Below are 14,400 nucleotides of genomic sequence, written 5' to 3'. Positions count from 1 at the left end.
CTTTTATATTTATTTATTTACTATATTTTCTACAATCTTTTCTTCAATTTCTTTTTCTGATAAAAGATTTTTAAGTCCTATAACAATAGTTCCTGAAGCCTTTGCTTTATCAAAATTTCCTTTTAATGCATCTGAACAGAATACTACATCATAACTTGAAGCTTCTGTTTTTGCTGCTCCTATACTTGTATGATGAATTGATACAGGAATATTTAACTTTTTAAATATCTTCTCTATTTTCATTTTTATAATTTGACTTGATCCCATTCCATTTCCACATGCTGCTATTACTTTTAACATAAATATCTCCTCCTAATTAACACCAATTATTTTTATCTATATATTTTAATTTTGATCTATTTTATTTTGATAGTTAGTACTTAACAGTGGTACTAACTATAAATTGATTTGAAGCTAATTTTGTACTTTTTCCTTTTCTTTGTCTTCTAAATATCCTTCATAATCTTCAACTAACTTAAAATAACCCTTTTTATTTTTAAAATATTGAATTTGAGGTATTAAAAGCATTCCTACTACTGCTATTCCAACCCCTACATAAGCAAACTTGTCCATAAGAACTCCAACTACTGGCCATAATGTATCCCAATCAAAGTTTCCATGCCATCCTCCAAATTGAGCTAATCCAAAATAGTAAGCAGCAAATGCTCCACCTAAAACCTGTATAACTCCTGAAACGAATGGAATTATCATGGCAGCCTTCAATCCACCTTTTCTGTTAGCAAACACTGCAAATGTAGCATTATCAAAGAATAATGGTACGAATCCACTTATTATAAGTACTGGACTTTGGAAAACTACAAGTCCTATTATTGCTATAAATTGACCTACTGCTCCAAATAAGAATCCAATAGTGACTGCATTTGGATGTCCAAATCCATAAGTTGCTGCACAATCTACAGCTGGTACTGATCCTGGAAGTATTTTATTTGAAATACCTTGGAATGATTCAGTAAGTTCTGAAACGAACATTCTAACACCCATTTGTAATATACTTAAGTAAACTGCAAAGTTAAGTGATTTTTCTAGTATATAAAATAAGAAATTTGTATTTTGATCAAATCCCTTATCGATTGTATGCATTAAATCTGGTCCTAGTATTCCCATAATTATTCCGAAGAAAACAGTCATTAATATGCCAGTTGCTACAACGTTATCACTAAATATAGATAAGAATCCTGGAAGTTCTAAATCCTCAATACTCTTTTTACTATTTCCTATTTTTCCAGCTATTTTATCAGTTATCCAAACTCCTAACATTTGTTGATGACCTATTGCAAATCCACCACCTTCAGTAAGATCTTGGCATGGTTCAACTGTAAGATTAGAAAATACTGCCCAGTATGTTCCAAGAAGTAATCCTAGCATTACTACTACTCCCATATTACTTAAATTTGGGAAACATAAAAATACTAACCATAAAGCTGTAGCTGATTGTTGTACCATTACATGCCCTGTAATAAATACTGTACGAACCTTTGTAAATTTTCTAAGTAATACAAGTACTAAGTTGAATAAGAATGCTATAAGTAAAACTACCATCATCATAGAAAAAGATTTTCCTATATTCCCTATAGCCTCTTGAGCCGCTGTTTGTCCAAAATAAGGATCTATAACTGCCGCCTGTAAATTAAATCTATCTTTAAGGCCCGCAAGAATTGGACGGAAGTTACTAACAAGTCCACCTGCTGCAACATTTAAAATTAAATAACCGACTGTTGCCTTTATAAATCCTGCCAAAGCATCATAAAAAGGTCTCTTAAGTAATAAGTAACCAATAAGAACTATAAATCCAATGAAAAATGCAGGTTTTGTCAGAATGTTATTTTGGAAAAACTCCCAAATGCAGATTATAAAATCCATAATACTTCTCCTCCCATATCCCTTTTCTTAACTTGTTCTAATATTATTTAAACTGTTTTAATTTATAACTTAACTGAAAACTAAATCAAATTAGTCTTACCTATTTACTATAGTTTCTACAGTACTTTAGTTTAAAACCTACCTAAAGCACTGTAGAAACTTCAAAACTTGTTTTTTCAAAATCTCTTATACTAATTTTTTAAGATCCTCAACTGATTGAGCTTCTAAAAGCTTTTCTACAGTTTCTTCATCTGAAATTAACTCAACCATTTTAGTTAAATTCTTTAAATGTACTTCATTATCTACTGAAGCTAAAACAAAGAATAATTGAGCATCATACTCTTCACCCTCACCAAAACTTACAGGAGTATTCGTTTTCATAAAACATATAGCTGTTTCATTAACTCCATGTTCTTCTTGTGCATGTGGTATAGCAATCTTTGGTGCAATCACTATATATGGTCCATGTTTTTTAATACTCTTTATTATTAAATCCGCATATTCTTTTTCGATAACTTTTTCTTTTTCTAAGGGAGCGCATGCAGCCTTAACTGCATCTTCCCAATTATCAAAGCCATCATGAAAAGAATATCTACCTTTTTCTATTAATTCTTTTAACATGATTATTTCCTCCACTCTTAAATCTTATAGGAATGAGTTATATGGTAAGTTTATATCTACAGAGAAACAATCATCGAATCCTCTTGGATAATGATATTCTCTCTTATCCTTATCTTCTGGGAATGTAAACTTTCCACCTACTTGCCATATAAATGGTATAAATTTATATTGTAATCTATATTTTTTCATGTCGTATAATGCTAAGATTTCATTTGTATCAGCTTGGAAGTTTGACCATATATCATGATGGAATGGTATTACTACTTGAGTATTTAATGCTTCAGCCATTCTTAAAATATCTACTGATGTCATTTTATCTGTAATACCTCTTGGATTTTCTCCATATGAGCCAAGGGCAACATCTATTTTATAATCATTTCCATGCTTAGCATAATAATTTGAATAATGTGAATCTCCACTATGATAAAGATTTCCTCCTGGAGTTTCTATTAAATAGTTAACAGCCTTATAATCCATATCTACTGGCATCTTTCCTCTTAAATCTCCTTCTGGAGGAGCTGTTATTAAAGCTGTTCTATCGAAAGATTCTAAAGCATGTAATTGAATATCTTTTATTTTTATTACATCTCCAGGTTTAACAACTATACATCTTTCCTTTGGCACTCCCCATCCTATCCATTTATCAACACATGCTTGTGGTCCTATAAATGGAACATCTTCTGAACAATTTTTTAAAACTGCAGCTGCAACATTTATATCTATATGATCGTTATGATCATGTGTTGATATTATTGCATCAACATTCTTTATTGCAAATGGATCTAATACAAAAGGTGCAACTCTTAAATTAGGTTGTAGTTTCTTACCTCCACACATTCTTGCCATTTGATGCTCTGGATTTATGTAAGGATTCTTCTTTGTTCTTTTTCCACTTCCGCACCAAAAGTCTATACATATGTTTGTATTCCCTTGAGTTTTAAGCCATATACCTGTACAACCAAGCCACCACATAGAAAATGTTCCTGGTTTAACCACTTCATTTTCTATCTCTTCATTTAACCAAGTTCCCCATTCTGGAAATGTATTTAAAATCCATGATTCTCTTGTTATTTCATTTACTTTACTCATAATTATACCTCCACCCATTTGATTGTTTTGAACGTTTATTAAGTTTGTTCAATCACTTTATGATTAAATTATATACTGTAATTGTTTTCCTTGCAAGTATTTTCTGATTGTTTTTGTTATTTTTCTGTTTTTTTGTGCCATCAATCAAATAATTTCTAATTTTTATGTTCATTTTGATTATTTTTCATTCTATTTACGTTGATTTATACTATTCTTTTATGTACAATTATTATAAATAGTAATATGAAATTTAATGTTAGCTATAATAAACTTCAGTATTTAATTATTAAACTTAAATATAACTTCATATTTTTTAAAATTACTATCTACAAATTTTAGTACTTTTTTAAATCATCTATATATAATTTTATTTTAGATTTATAATATTCGGAGAGATATTTATAGAAAATAATACCAAACAATATCGATTAGGAGGCATTTATAATGAAAAACGCAAAAGGCTTTGTTTTTAAAAGACAACAAGCAATATTAAAATATTTAAAAGAAAATAAATTTGCTAAAACAGAAGAATTAGCTACTTTATTAAAAACATCTAATATAACAATAAGAAGAGATTTTCAAAACCTAGAAAAAGAAGGAGTTATAAGAAGAAAATATGGTGGTGCTGAACTTATTGAAGGAGCTTTGAGCGAAGATCCTTATTTCAATCATAGTAATGTTGAAAGAGAAAAAATTAAAGATTCTATAGCTAAAAAAGCTGCTGAATTTATAGAAGACGGCGATAGTATATTCATAAACTCCAGTTCAACTGCAATAAAACTCTTAGAATATATAGAAGATAAAAGAGTTATGGTAATTACAAACAATGGTAAAATCTTAGGTATGAATTTATCGCCTAATGTAGAGATAATACTTACAGGCGGTGAAGTATATGGAAGAAAGCAATCTATGGTTGGTGATATAGCCACTCAGATAATTTCTAAAATAACTGCAACTAAATGTTTTATAGGAGTTAGTGGTATAAATGCTAATACAGGAATTAGTACATCTGTTCTCCAGGAAACCACAGTAAATATGAAGATGCTAGAAAATTGTAATGGCCCAACTTTCGTCTTAGCAGATAACTCAAAAATAGGGATACATCATAATTTTTCTAGTGGAGATATTTCTAAAGTTAATTATGTAATCACAAATGAGATAGAAGATGATACGTCTGAACTTGAAAAATTAAGAGAAAAAGGAGTAAAAATAATATTCTCATAAAATAATATTTCAATATTTTTTTCTTATTAAAATTTATAAAACTTAACTAAAAAAGATAAAAGCAAATTAATTACTTTTATCTTTTTTCATTACTTAAATTTAATACATAAAATATTAAGTTATTATTGTATCCTTGCATCCATTAGATATAGATTTATCTTTCAACTGATTCATATAATCATCTCTTGGACTTATTCTACCATGAGCTTCTATGCCCTCTTCTCTAACACCAAACTGTCTATACTTTATAAGTTTATACCTACATTTATCACCAATTATTTTAGACACAACATCCACTGTTTTTTCACTATCTAAACCTGGTGCTATAACAGTTCTAACCTCATACATCTTATTTAAATCTAATATTCTTTTTAAATTCTCTAGTACTAATTTATTTGATGATTTAGTTAACCATATACTTTCTTCTTCATCAATAGACTTAACATCTAACATAAATTTATCTGTAAATTCTATAATCTCATGATTTAATTCAGTATTTCCATTAGTGTCAACAAAACATGTTAATCCCATCTTTTTAACTTCTTTAAAAAGTTTTATTAAAAAATCTGAGTTTAGAGTACATTCTCCTCCACTAACAGTTATTCCTCTTATAAAAAACCTATCATTTTCTATCTTTTTTATAAGTTCTTCTACTGAATAATCCTTAACCTTTGGAGAAGACATATGCTCACATATTTTTATGCACTTATCGCAAGCAACACACTCCTCTTCATCCCAAATAACTTTTCCATCTTTAATTGATAATGCTCCTACTTCACAATTTTCAACACACTTTCCACAAGCTATACATTTATTGATAGTCTCAGGATTGTGGCAATATAGACATTGAAAATTACATCCTTGAAAAAATATAACCATTCTATTTCCTGGTCCATCGACACAAGAAAAAGGAATTATTTTATTTACTAAAGCCATAATATCACTTACTTTCTAAGTTTTCTTTCAAAGGCATGGCAATTATTCTTAGCTCCCATAGCAAAGACATCTGTATTATTAAGAACAGCCTCTCCTCTTTCAAGCTTTTCAACCTCTGAACGCTTTGCTAAATATCCTGTAACCCTTATTACATCTGCTCCACTACCATAAACAGACATATATCTTATTCCTGAATTAAAAGCTCCTTTTATAATATCAACTAAAGCTTCAGGATGCTCATTATAAGTATCTTCAAATACAAATATGTCTCCTATTCCATTACAAAAATACTTATGGAATGGTGCTGATTGCATTATATGCTTAAATAATTCTGGTTCTTCTCCAACTGGTATTCTACATCCTGGTGATACCATTTGATCTAAATCTATTCCTACTTGTGCATGAAGAACATAGTGTCCTCCAAAACAATTTACATGCTTTGCTTCATGCTGTGATACTATTTTATTTAATTTTTCTATTATGCTTAATCCAAGCTTATTAGCTTTTTCTGAATATCCAAATCTATCATTTTGTTTTTCTGCTCCTAATAAGCTATTTACAGCCTCTGCTAATCCTACTACACCAAACATTCCTGTAAATAGTTTTTTCTGAATAAAACCTTCTTTTACTAAGAAATTAGATGTAAAGAACTGAGTTTCCTCAACTAAAAATCTTATTCTTTCATCTATATACTCAATCATCTTGGTACTAACATAAGGTAATACATTCTCTAAAAAGTCATCTACTGAACTAGCTTTTTTAGCTACTTCATTTAATTTTATTCTTACAAGGGTATATCCACCTCCACCAATATGAAATCCATTATAACAACTTGCTATTGCATATCTATCAGTCCCAAAACTTTTTACATCCATTTTATGATTTGCAAAACTTGGCTTAGCTGTACTCAAAGCAACTCTAGCACAAAGATTCATAAAATCTTCTGGAGTATTTTCAACATCATACTTCATAGTTAAATTTGGAACTGCACATTGAAGTTCATCCATAACTTCTAATATTAATCTACCTGCTACTGTTTCTCTTGGCCCTATATTGGCATGTACAAAAGAATCAGTTAAGGTTCTATCTATATGCTGTAAAAATAGTTTAATTGCTTTTTTAGCTTCTTTCTCATCTTCTATAAATGGGTCTAAAAGCTCGTCTAAATTTCCAAGATAAACTGGAAATGTAGTTATTGAAGGTACATGCTTATAAAAAATTAATAGATTATTTGTAGCCTCCCATATATCTTCTGGAGCTGAAAGTTTTAAAAACTCACATCCCTTTTCCATTAATAAAGAATAATCTGGAATTATATATCTAGGTCTAAATGGTGCATTCCCCTCGAAAAGCGTACATATGCACCCATCATCTATTAATTTTTTTGTTTCTTCATCAACGTTTAAAACCTCAATTGTATTTTCTGCATAAGCAGCTAAGTTTTTAATTTGTTGGTGATATGTTAATGAATTATCCTTTAGTATTTCTAAGACTCTTTCCATCTCTTCCCCTCCTGTAAAACATATATATAAATTTATTATACCGTTTTTATGTAAGCGTGTACAATCCTCTAAGTAATATATAATCACTAACAAGTTTTATTTAATCCATAATTTAAAATTAAAGCTCCTTTATTCAATGAAATTCTATTCATTGAACAAAGAAGCTTTAATTATTTAACCTGACTGTTAAGTTCATCTACTGTTATAGTCTTGCAACCTCTTTCTTTTAATGAAGATATTATTTTTATTATCATTGAATCTTCATCAAAACTATAGATTTCGTCATTATTTTCAGTATCATTTTTATCATTTATACTTCCTAAAAATTTATATGGATGTATGAAAAATCCTGTGAAAATCTCATCTCCGCAGTTTCTAATTCTTTTTGCTACAGCTTCTCCATTATCTTTTACATATCCTAAAGGAGCTGGAACATATAATGTTGATTTATTGCTAAGACTAATTAATGGATTTAAGTTCCAATAGCCTGCATAAGGTTCAAACATAATTGGGAAATATTGTTCTATTATTTTTTGTTGCTTTCTATCATCCTTATAATGAGGACTTTCAAAGAAACCTATTGGTATGTTTAATGTATTCGAAGTTCTTAAAGAGGATTCCACTACATTTAGTATCTCACTATCTTTATTATTAACATTCCACTTTAATTCCACTCCAACTCCACTTATTTCTTTATTATGTTGATGTGTATATCCATGAAGCCCTATTACTGCTCCTCTATTTATCAAATGGTCTAACATATTTATAAAATGAACATTCTCAAAGCTATTATCCTTAAGAAGATCATTATCAATCCCCTCTTTAGGATTTATGTATCTTGGTATCCATGCTATGTGAAAAACTATATCATTAGCCTTAAAATAATCACCTAAATACTTCATCTTTTCTATGTTATTATCTTTTAAAAAAACACCACCTGCTGCTACATCCTCCATTCTGATTACAGCTGCTTTTCCTGCTTCCACTTTATATTTTGAATCTATATTAGGATTTTCTCCTTCAAAAAAGTATATTGAATTCTTATTTTTGTACCAATCATCTCTTAAATCAAGAAGTTCTTTAAAATCATTTATAGATAAATATTTCTTATTATTTTCTTCTAAAACTTCTCCTCTTAATCCTAAAAATTCATTACCTTTTAAAATTTCTTCCTTTTCTAAGTCTATGTAATTATTACTTTTTTTACTTAAAACTTTATTTCTATCTATGTATGCTTGTCCATTTTTTACCATATCATCTATTGAAATATAATATCTTAAGTTCTTTTCATATATCTTATCTTCAAAAGTTAATAAATTATTATCTAGAAAAATCTTCAATCCATCTACTTTAACTACAGACCTATTTTTTTCACCTTCTACAGTTAAATATTTTTTATCTTCTCTTTTAATTGCGCAATCAAAAGTTATTTTATCTCCCTTTACTTCAATATTAGTTATAGCATTTTCTCTAAATCTCATTATTTTCAAAGATATTACCACTAATGAAATTATTACGATCATTAATAATACCCAAAGCACATTTTTAACCTTCTCTTTCACCCAATCCCTCCTTTATGAAGTTTATTTATATATAATAATCACTAGCCCCCAACTAAATTCTTATATAAAAATTTAATAGCTATTGCTTATTTAAATAAATATAATTATTTAAGTATCTAAAAATTAATATAGCACATATTGATTTCCAATTAAATCAATATGTGCTATATTTTATTTATTTATCTAGCCCAATCATGAAGATTATCCTTCATTTCTTGTAATCCGTCCATAATTGTATATTTTTCACCTTTTTCTTTTTCTAAATGTTTAACAGTTCCGAAAGCTCTATTAAGACTTAATTCTTCCTTACCGGTTAAAACCCAAAGAGTTCTATAATTTATAGGCTTAACCTCTAAGTCTTTCTCTCCAGCGCCATCTGTGAAATACACAAGTATATGATTTCTCATATTATTTTCTTTTATATATCTGAAGACAGGTGAAAATTTAGTTGAGCCATTTTTTTTACTTCTTGGTTTTATGTCCTTTATTCCTCTTAAGTCATATATTCTTCTTATTTCATCATCACATTCAATAATTTTTATTTCAGCACTCTTATTTTTAACAATCCCTAAGACTTCAACTATTATATTCTCAAATTCTTTATCAGAAATTGAGGCTGAAACATCTATGGCTATTAATATTTTTGGAATGGAATTAGGTAATTTCCCTCTTAAGTCTAACCTTTCTGGAAGACGTCTATCTTTTCTAGTTATTGTCTTTTTATAACTTCCTCTAGTTGTAGGAAGTATATTTTTTAAAAATTCACTCCATTTGATTTCAGGCTTCTCCTTCATTAAAAGAATTATCTTTTCTAAATCCTTAGGAGCCTTTCCCTTATAAGCATTTATGGCAGTCTTTTTAGTTGTTCCCTCTAAACTATCTAAACTTACTGAAACCTCTTCCCATACTTCATGAGATCCTTCTTGATCTACTAAATCTCCTGCTTCTCCATCCTTATCAGTAATACCATATTTTTTTCTTCTCTCAATAGCTTTTTGAATTTCTTCAGCATACTTTTCCATAGGCATGTCTGGTTTTAAATCTATATTATACTCTAGATTTACATAATCCAATCTCTTACTATATGGCGGTAAATTCTTTATATATTGATTTATTGCTATATCCATAGCTATACTAACAGCTAACTTTGAATATTTTCTACTTAAAGCTTTTTCTCTAGCATAGTGCGACATCATTATATGATAAACCTCATGCTTTAAAAGCGCCTGAACCTCTTTCAAATCACATTCTAATACTATTCTTGGGTTAAACATCATAGTAAAATAACTCATCTCAGGCTTAGTAGCTATAGGCCATTTTATATCAGTTCTTATTTCCCTTTTGACATGAATTAAGAATTGACCGAAAAATGAGTTTTCTTTGTCATAAAGAGAGATTATAACTTTTTCTATTAATCCCCAAAACTCTCTTTTAAAATCTTCTGTTAAGGGTTTATTTTCCTCCTCAGCTTCCATAACTATATTAAGAAGCTTTCTTCTAGTTCTTTCAAAATCCATAAGATTTCACCACCTAGCTATATATATCAAAGAATGCTTCTAAGAACTTATCCTCATTTAATAATCTACCGTATAAAGTTTCTGAATGGTCACTTTTTATTTCTTTCATTATTCCAAGTCTTAAGTCTTTTGGATAACAAGATAATAAATCTGAAAATACTTCTAATTCTTTATTATACTCTTTTAATCCTTCAAGATAGTATAAAGCACTCTTAGCTATAATATACATTCTTGAGTGATTTTCACTCATTATTCTTTCTCTAACATTAAAACCTAAAACATCACTTTCAAATATTTCTTCATTTGAAATAATAGGCTTATTAAGATTACTTATATATGATATGAATTCTTGTGCTATAGTTGAGCCTACATTTCCTTTTAAAGCACTATAAAGTATTTCCTTAGAGAAACTCTTCTTATTTGCTAAATAAACTCTATAGGCCTTAGAAACCCTTTCCCAACTTCTTGGAGTAGCTTTTATAGTCTCTAAAGAATTAGGTGTATGGAAATACTCTGGAAATGTTGATAAAAACTCTATTATATGTTCATGTATATTTCCTTCTCCCATAGCCCAACTCATCCATTCCTTAAGATTTGAGCTAATATCAATCCAAACAAATCTATCTTCTTGAGCTAGGTCCATTTCAATAACTTGATAATCACTATCTTCATAATTATCATATTTATTTGATGGGTTCATAGCAGCTAATATGTACACATCTTCACTTAATTTATATCCATTTATCTCTCTATTTAATATAAGATTCATAAGCTCTTGTTGAACAGCATGCTCACATCTATTTAACTCGTCAATAAATAAAAGAATCTTTTCTCCTTTTTCAATATGCTCATCAATTTCCATAAGCTTAACATGTGTAGCATATCTTGTTACACTTCTTTTTACTATTTCTCCTTCAAAGACAATCTCCTTCTTCTCAACCATTGGAAGGCCACCAATCTCTCCTTCTTTAAGAAGATTTCCATCTATAGTAACTAAATGATAATTATTTACTTTACTAAGCTCTTTTGCTAAAGAAGTTTTACCTATACCACTTTCTCCAATTAAAAGAGGTACCTCTCCTGTCATAAGAACTAAATTAACTGTGCTTAATGCTTCTTTAAAATCCACCTTGGTCGTCCCTTCTTTCTCCTAATATATCCGTAAAAACTTACCTTCTAACCTCGTATAAAAATTCTAATACATTTTTCAAAATTTCTTAATAATTCTATTTTAACTTTTTTATTTTAACTATATTTTAAACTAATGTTGATTTTTAGATAGATAGCATACTATCTACTAATATTATTTTTGCTCTTTTACTTCCATACTCTTTAATAAATTCTACCTTATTCATTTCTAAAACTTCTAAATCTATAAAATCTAAAAGATATTTTTCATCTACATCTTCTTCAGCAACTTTTTTCATAAGAATTTCAACAACCATATCAATATCTATACTTTCATAAAGATATTTAACAACATTTATATTATCTCCTATGAACATCTCTAAATCTTCATAAGTATAATTAGGTAAGAAATTTATCGACTCTGCATCCTCTTTAACAGCAGCTCTCATAGCCTCTAAAGTTGGATTTTTTATAAACTTAATTGCTGACCAATGATTTTTTACTGCAATTAGTTGTACTTCTTCTGAAGGATCTTCAATATACTTTATAGCATCATAATCTCTTGAAACAGCTATTTGTTTTAACTTTTCTGAAGGATTCTTCACAAATTGTATAGCCCATCCTTTTGTTTTAACAGCTTCTTCTATTACTTTTTCTGATGGATTGCTAATAAGTTTTAAAGCATTCCATAAAGATTTAACTGCTAATATACATAATTCCTCTGATGGTTCTTTTACATATTCTATAGTAGTTGGATTCCTTCTTATAGCTTCCTCTTTACACTTTTCACATTGATTTTCAATGTATTGAATTGTAAATGGATTCTTCTTAATAGCCTCTAATTGAACTTGTTCAGAAGGATTTTCTATCTCTTTTATATATAAAGGATTTTCCTTAACCTTTTTTAATTCTAAATTATCCATAGTATTCATAAACACACATCCTCAAGTTTATTTTATCCATCTCAATAAAATCTCAATATATTTTAATAATAAATTTAATCTTAAAACAATCTTATCTCAATTACTAATATAAATTTAATTAATATATTTTATTATATAATAATTATTATTAAATATAAAGACCCCTACATACAAAAATACCACCTTAAAGCTAAGGAGGTATTTTAAATTATTTTAATTTAAATATTATACTTATCTATATCTCTTTGAACAGCTTGTAATAATTTATTGAGTTCCCAAACTTCTCCCTCTTCAATAAGTTTATTTAAACTTATTTGATATCTAGAAGCTTCTGCTACCTTTCCTATTGAAATAAGGGTTAAAATACTATTCATTATATTTGTTATAATATCTGATTTAACTTCAAACAAAGTTTGAGCATCCTTTATTTCATCTTTTATTTCAAGCATTTCTTCATCTAAAGTAAATGCTGCATCTGCTGCACGCTTTAATTTTAACTGTATATCTTTTGGCAGATTCTTTTTATATTTGTAATTTAAAGAATGTTCGATTGTAGCCCAGAAATTCATAGCCAAAGTCCTTATTTGAAACTCAGCAAGTATATCTTTTTGCCCTTCTGCCATATTTATAGGGTATCTTATAACAACATGATAGCTTCTATAGCCACTTGGCTTTACATTGCTAACATAGTCCTTTTCATAAAGAACCTGCATATCTCTTCTCTTCCTTATAATATTGACAACAGTATCTATATCATCAACAAACTGGCACATTATCCTTATACCTGCAATATCCTCCATCTCATATTGAATTCTATCTACAGGAATATTATACTTATTTGCCTTCTCTAATATACTAGATACTTCCTTTACCCTTCCAGTTACAAATTCTATTGGAGAATACTCATTTTTTCTTCTAAATTCTTTTCTAATACTTCTTAACTTTACCTTTAATTCACTTACCGCTTGATCATAAGGAGTTAAAAAGTCTTTCCAATTTTGTATAGCCATAGAACCACCTATTTCCTAACTCTCTTAGAGAGATTATTTAACTCTCCTCGCTCATTATACCAAAAAAAGTATTAAAACTAAATATTTCGAAGTTTTAATTTATCTAAAATTAAGAAATTGTCCAAGAAAAATTCTGATTAATTCTTGATCTATTTAATGTAAAATATAAATTTTAATCTAATATTTTTATAGGATTAAAATCTATAAAATCACAACTTGTAAGCTTATACTCTATTCCATCTCTCTCTTCATTTAATAGCTTACCTTTAAGAGCCATACCATGAAGATGTCCATATATAACCTTATCCACACCAAATTCTTTAAATATCTCCATAAAAGCTGAATCCTCAAACTTTTCATTTGTAGGAGGATAATGTATCATACATATTATCTTTTCATATCCTGCTTTTTTAGCTTCTTCTAAAGATAATCTTAATCTTATTTGCTCTCTATCAAAAATCTTTTTATCTTTTTGGGTAAATTTATCAGACCCCTCACAAATCCATCCTCTAGTTCCACATATAGCCCAATCTTTATATATAAAAAAATTATTTTGAATAAATTTTGTATTTTCATACATTTTATTTAACTTTGAGATACTTCCCCACCAATAATCATGATTTCCCTTAATTATTATTTTTTTGCCTGGAAGTGAATTTATCCAGTCTAAATCATCTTTACTCTCATCAGCCTTCATTGACCAAGAAATATCTCCTGCTATTAAAACAGTGTCTTCCTCAGTAATTTTATTTTCCCAATTTTCCTTTATCTTCTCATGATGATTACGCCATTTCTCACCAAAGATATCCATTGGTTTATCTGTATTAAGTGCTAAATGCAAATCTGAGATAGCATATAACGCCATATTTCATCACCTTTCATATTTCTATTTTACCTTATAGCCACTTATAGTTATTAAAGAAAACCTTCTTTAACATACTAAAATAAATTAGCTAAATATAACCTATCTTTTAACTAAGCCTCTTTTATCAGTAATTTATTATACA

General features: G+C 28.5%; 13 protein-coding genes. 1 reads left to right on the top strand and 12 read right to left on the bottom strand.

Features of this window, described 5'->3' with window-relative positions; translation table 11 throughout:
* Positions 1 to 9 precede the first annotated feature (9 nt).
* The 4 genes from AC2A4K_RS04035 to ulaG all read right to left on the bottom strand — a co-directional run bounded on the left by AC2A4K_RS04035 (position 10) and on the right by ulaG (position 3,591).
* Complete coding sequence (locus AC2A4K_RS04035; RefSeq protein ID WP_003457096.1) at positions 10 to 300, bottom strand: PTS sugar transporter subunit IIB; 291 nt, start codon at positions 298 to 300, stop codon at positions 10 to 12.
* A 114-nt stretch (positions 301 to 414) separates the two neighbouring features.
* The gene (ulaA, locus tag AC2A4K_RS04030) at positions 415 to 1,881 is read right to left on the bottom strand and encodes a PTS ascorbate transporter subunit IIC (RefSeq protein ID WP_322504248.1); all 1,467 of its coding nucleotides are present in this window, start codon (positions 1,879 to 1,881) and stop codon (positions 415 to 417) included.
* 186 nt (positions 1,882 to 2,067) lie between these two features.
* Positions 2,068 to 2,502 (bottom strand): PTS sugar transporter subunit IIA, encoded by a 435-nt coding sequence (locus AC2A4K_RS04025; protein ID WP_322504249.1) that lies wholly within the window; start codon positions 2,500 to 2,502, stop codon positions 2,068 to 2,070.
* Positions 2,503 to 2,526: 24 nt separating this feature from the next.
* A complete protein-coding gene (gene ulaG, locus AC2A4K_RS04020; RefSeq protein ID WP_061426562.1) occupies positions 2,527 to 3,591 on the bottom strand; it encodes an L-ascorbate 6-phosphate lactonase in 1,065 nt (354 codons plus the stop codon).
* A gap of 444 nt (positions 3,592 to 4,035) precedes the next feature.
* Between ulaG and AC2A4K_RS04015 the strand changes: the two genes are divergently transcribed.
* Positions 4,036 to 4,815 carry a DeoR/GlpR family DNA-binding transcription regulator gene (locus tag AC2A4K_RS04015; RefSeq protein WP_322504250.1) on the top strand — a complete coding sequence of 260 codons (780 nt, stop codon included), beginning with the start codon at positions 4,036 to 4,038 and terminating at the stop codon, positions 4,813 to 4,815.
* 114 nt (positions 4,816 to 4,929) lie between these two features.
* Here AC2A4K_RS04015 and AC2A4K_RS04010 read toward each other — a convergent pair whose 3' ends face one another.
* The 8 genes from AC2A4K_RS04010 to AC2A4K_RS03975 all read right to left on the bottom strand — a co-directional run bounded on the left by AC2A4K_RS04010 (position 4,930) and on the right by AC2A4K_RS03975 (position 14,258).
* Positions 4,930 to 5,751, bottom strand: a complete 822-nt coding sequence (locus AC2A4K_RS04010) for a YjjW family glycine radical enzyme activase (RefSeq protein ID WP_322504251.1) — start codon at positions 5,749 to 5,751, stop codon at positions 4,930 to 4,932.
* A gap of 8 nt (positions 5,752 to 5,759) precedes the next feature.
* A complete protein-coding gene (locus AC2A4K_RS04005; RefSeq protein ID WP_322504252.1) occupies positions 5,760 to 7,253 on the bottom strand; it encodes a YjjI family glycine radical enzyme in 1,494 nt (497 codons plus the stop codon).
* A gap of 170 nt (positions 7,254 to 7,423) precedes the next feature.
* Positions 7,424 to 8,815: a DUF2334 domain-containing protein gene (locus tag AC2A4K_RS04000; protein WP_322504253.1), complete on the bottom strand. Its 1,392-nt coding sequence runs from the start codon at positions 8,813 to 8,815 to the stop codon at positions 7,424 to 7,426.
* Between the two features lie 179 nt (positions 8,816 to 8,994).
* Entirely contained in the window at positions 8,995 to 10,332 is a 1,338-nt protein-coding gene (locus AC2A4K_RS03995) for a vWA domain-containing protein (protein ID WP_322504254.1), read from the bottom strand.
* Positions 10,333 to 10,345: 13 nt separating this feature from the next.
* Complete coding sequence (locus AC2A4K_RS03990) at positions 10,346 to 11,461, bottom strand: ATP-binding protein (RefSeq protein ID WP_322504255.1); 1,116 nt, start codon at positions 11,459 to 11,461, stop codon at positions 10,346 to 10,348.
* 145 nt (positions 11,462 to 11,606) lie between these two features.
* Positions 11,607 to 12,392, bottom strand: coding sequence for a hypothetical protein (locus tag AC2A4K_RS03985; RefSeq protein ID WP_322504256.1), 786 nt, complete (start codon positions 12,390 to 12,392; stop codon positions 11,607 to 11,609).
* 209 nt (positions 12,393 to 12,601) lie between these two features.
* Positions 12,602 to 13,393 (bottom strand): GTP diphosphokinase, encoded by a 792-nt coding sequence (yjbM, locus tag AC2A4K_RS03980; protein WP_322504257.1) that lies wholly within the window; start codon positions 13,391 to 13,393, stop codon positions 12,602 to 12,604.
* 172 nt (positions 13,394 to 13,565) lie between these two features.
* Positions 13,566 to 14,258, bottom strand: a complete 693-nt coding sequence (locus AC2A4K_RS03975; protein WP_322504258.1) for a metallophosphoesterase — start codon at positions 14,256 to 14,258, stop codon at positions 13,566 to 13,568.
* Between the last annotated feature and the right edge of the window lie 142 nt (positions 14,259 to 14,400).

Source organism: Clostridium sp. LIBA-8841, from assembly GCF_057782475.1.
The sequence above is the reverse complement of the archived record's forward strand: the minus strand, read 5'-3'. Positions and strand labels throughout refer to the sequence as shown.

Coding starts and splice junctions, on each gene's coding strand:
- AC2A4K_RS04035 (WP_003457096.1), bottom strand. CDS start 300: ATGTTAAAAGTAATAGCAGCATGTGGAAATGGAATGGGATCAAGTCAA.
- ulaA (WP_322504248.1), bottom strand. CDS start 1,881: ATGGATTTTATAATCTGCATTTGGGAGTTTTTCCAAAATAACATTCTG.
- AC2A4K_RS04025 (WP_322504249.1), bottom strand. CDS start 2,502: ATGTTAAAAGAATTAATAGAAAAAGGTAGATATTCTTTTCATGATGGC.
- ulaG (WP_061426562.1), bottom strand. CDS start 3,591: ATGAGTAAAGTAAATGAAATAACAAGAGAATCATGGATTTTAAATACA.
- AC2A4K_RS04015 (WP_322504250.1), top strand. CDS start 4,036: ATGAAAAACGCAAAAGGCTTTGTTTTTAAAAGACAACAAGCAATATTA.
- AC2A4K_RS04010 (WP_322504251.1), bottom strand. CDS start 5,751: ATGGCTTTAGTAAATAAAATAATTCCTTTTTCTTGTGTCGATGGACCA.
- AC2A4K_RS04005 (WP_322504252.1), bottom strand. CDS start 7,253: ATGGAAAGAGTCTTAGAAATACTAAAGGATAATTCATTAACATATCAC.
- AC2A4K_RS03995 (WP_322504254.1), bottom strand. CDS start 10,332: ATGGATTTTGAAAGAACTAGAAGAAAGCTTCTTAATATAGTTATGGAA.
- AC2A4K_RS03985 (WP_322504256.1), bottom strand. CDS start 12,392: ATGAATACTATGGATAATTTAGAATTAAAAAAGGTTAAGGAAAATCCT.
- yjbM (WP_322504257.1), bottom strand. CDS start 13,393: ATGGCTATACAAAATTGGAAAGACTTTTTAACTCCTTATGATCAAGCG.
- AC2A4K_RS03975 (WP_322504258.1), bottom strand. CDS start 14,258: ATGGCGTTATATGCTATCTCAGATTTGCATTTAGCACTTAATACAGAT.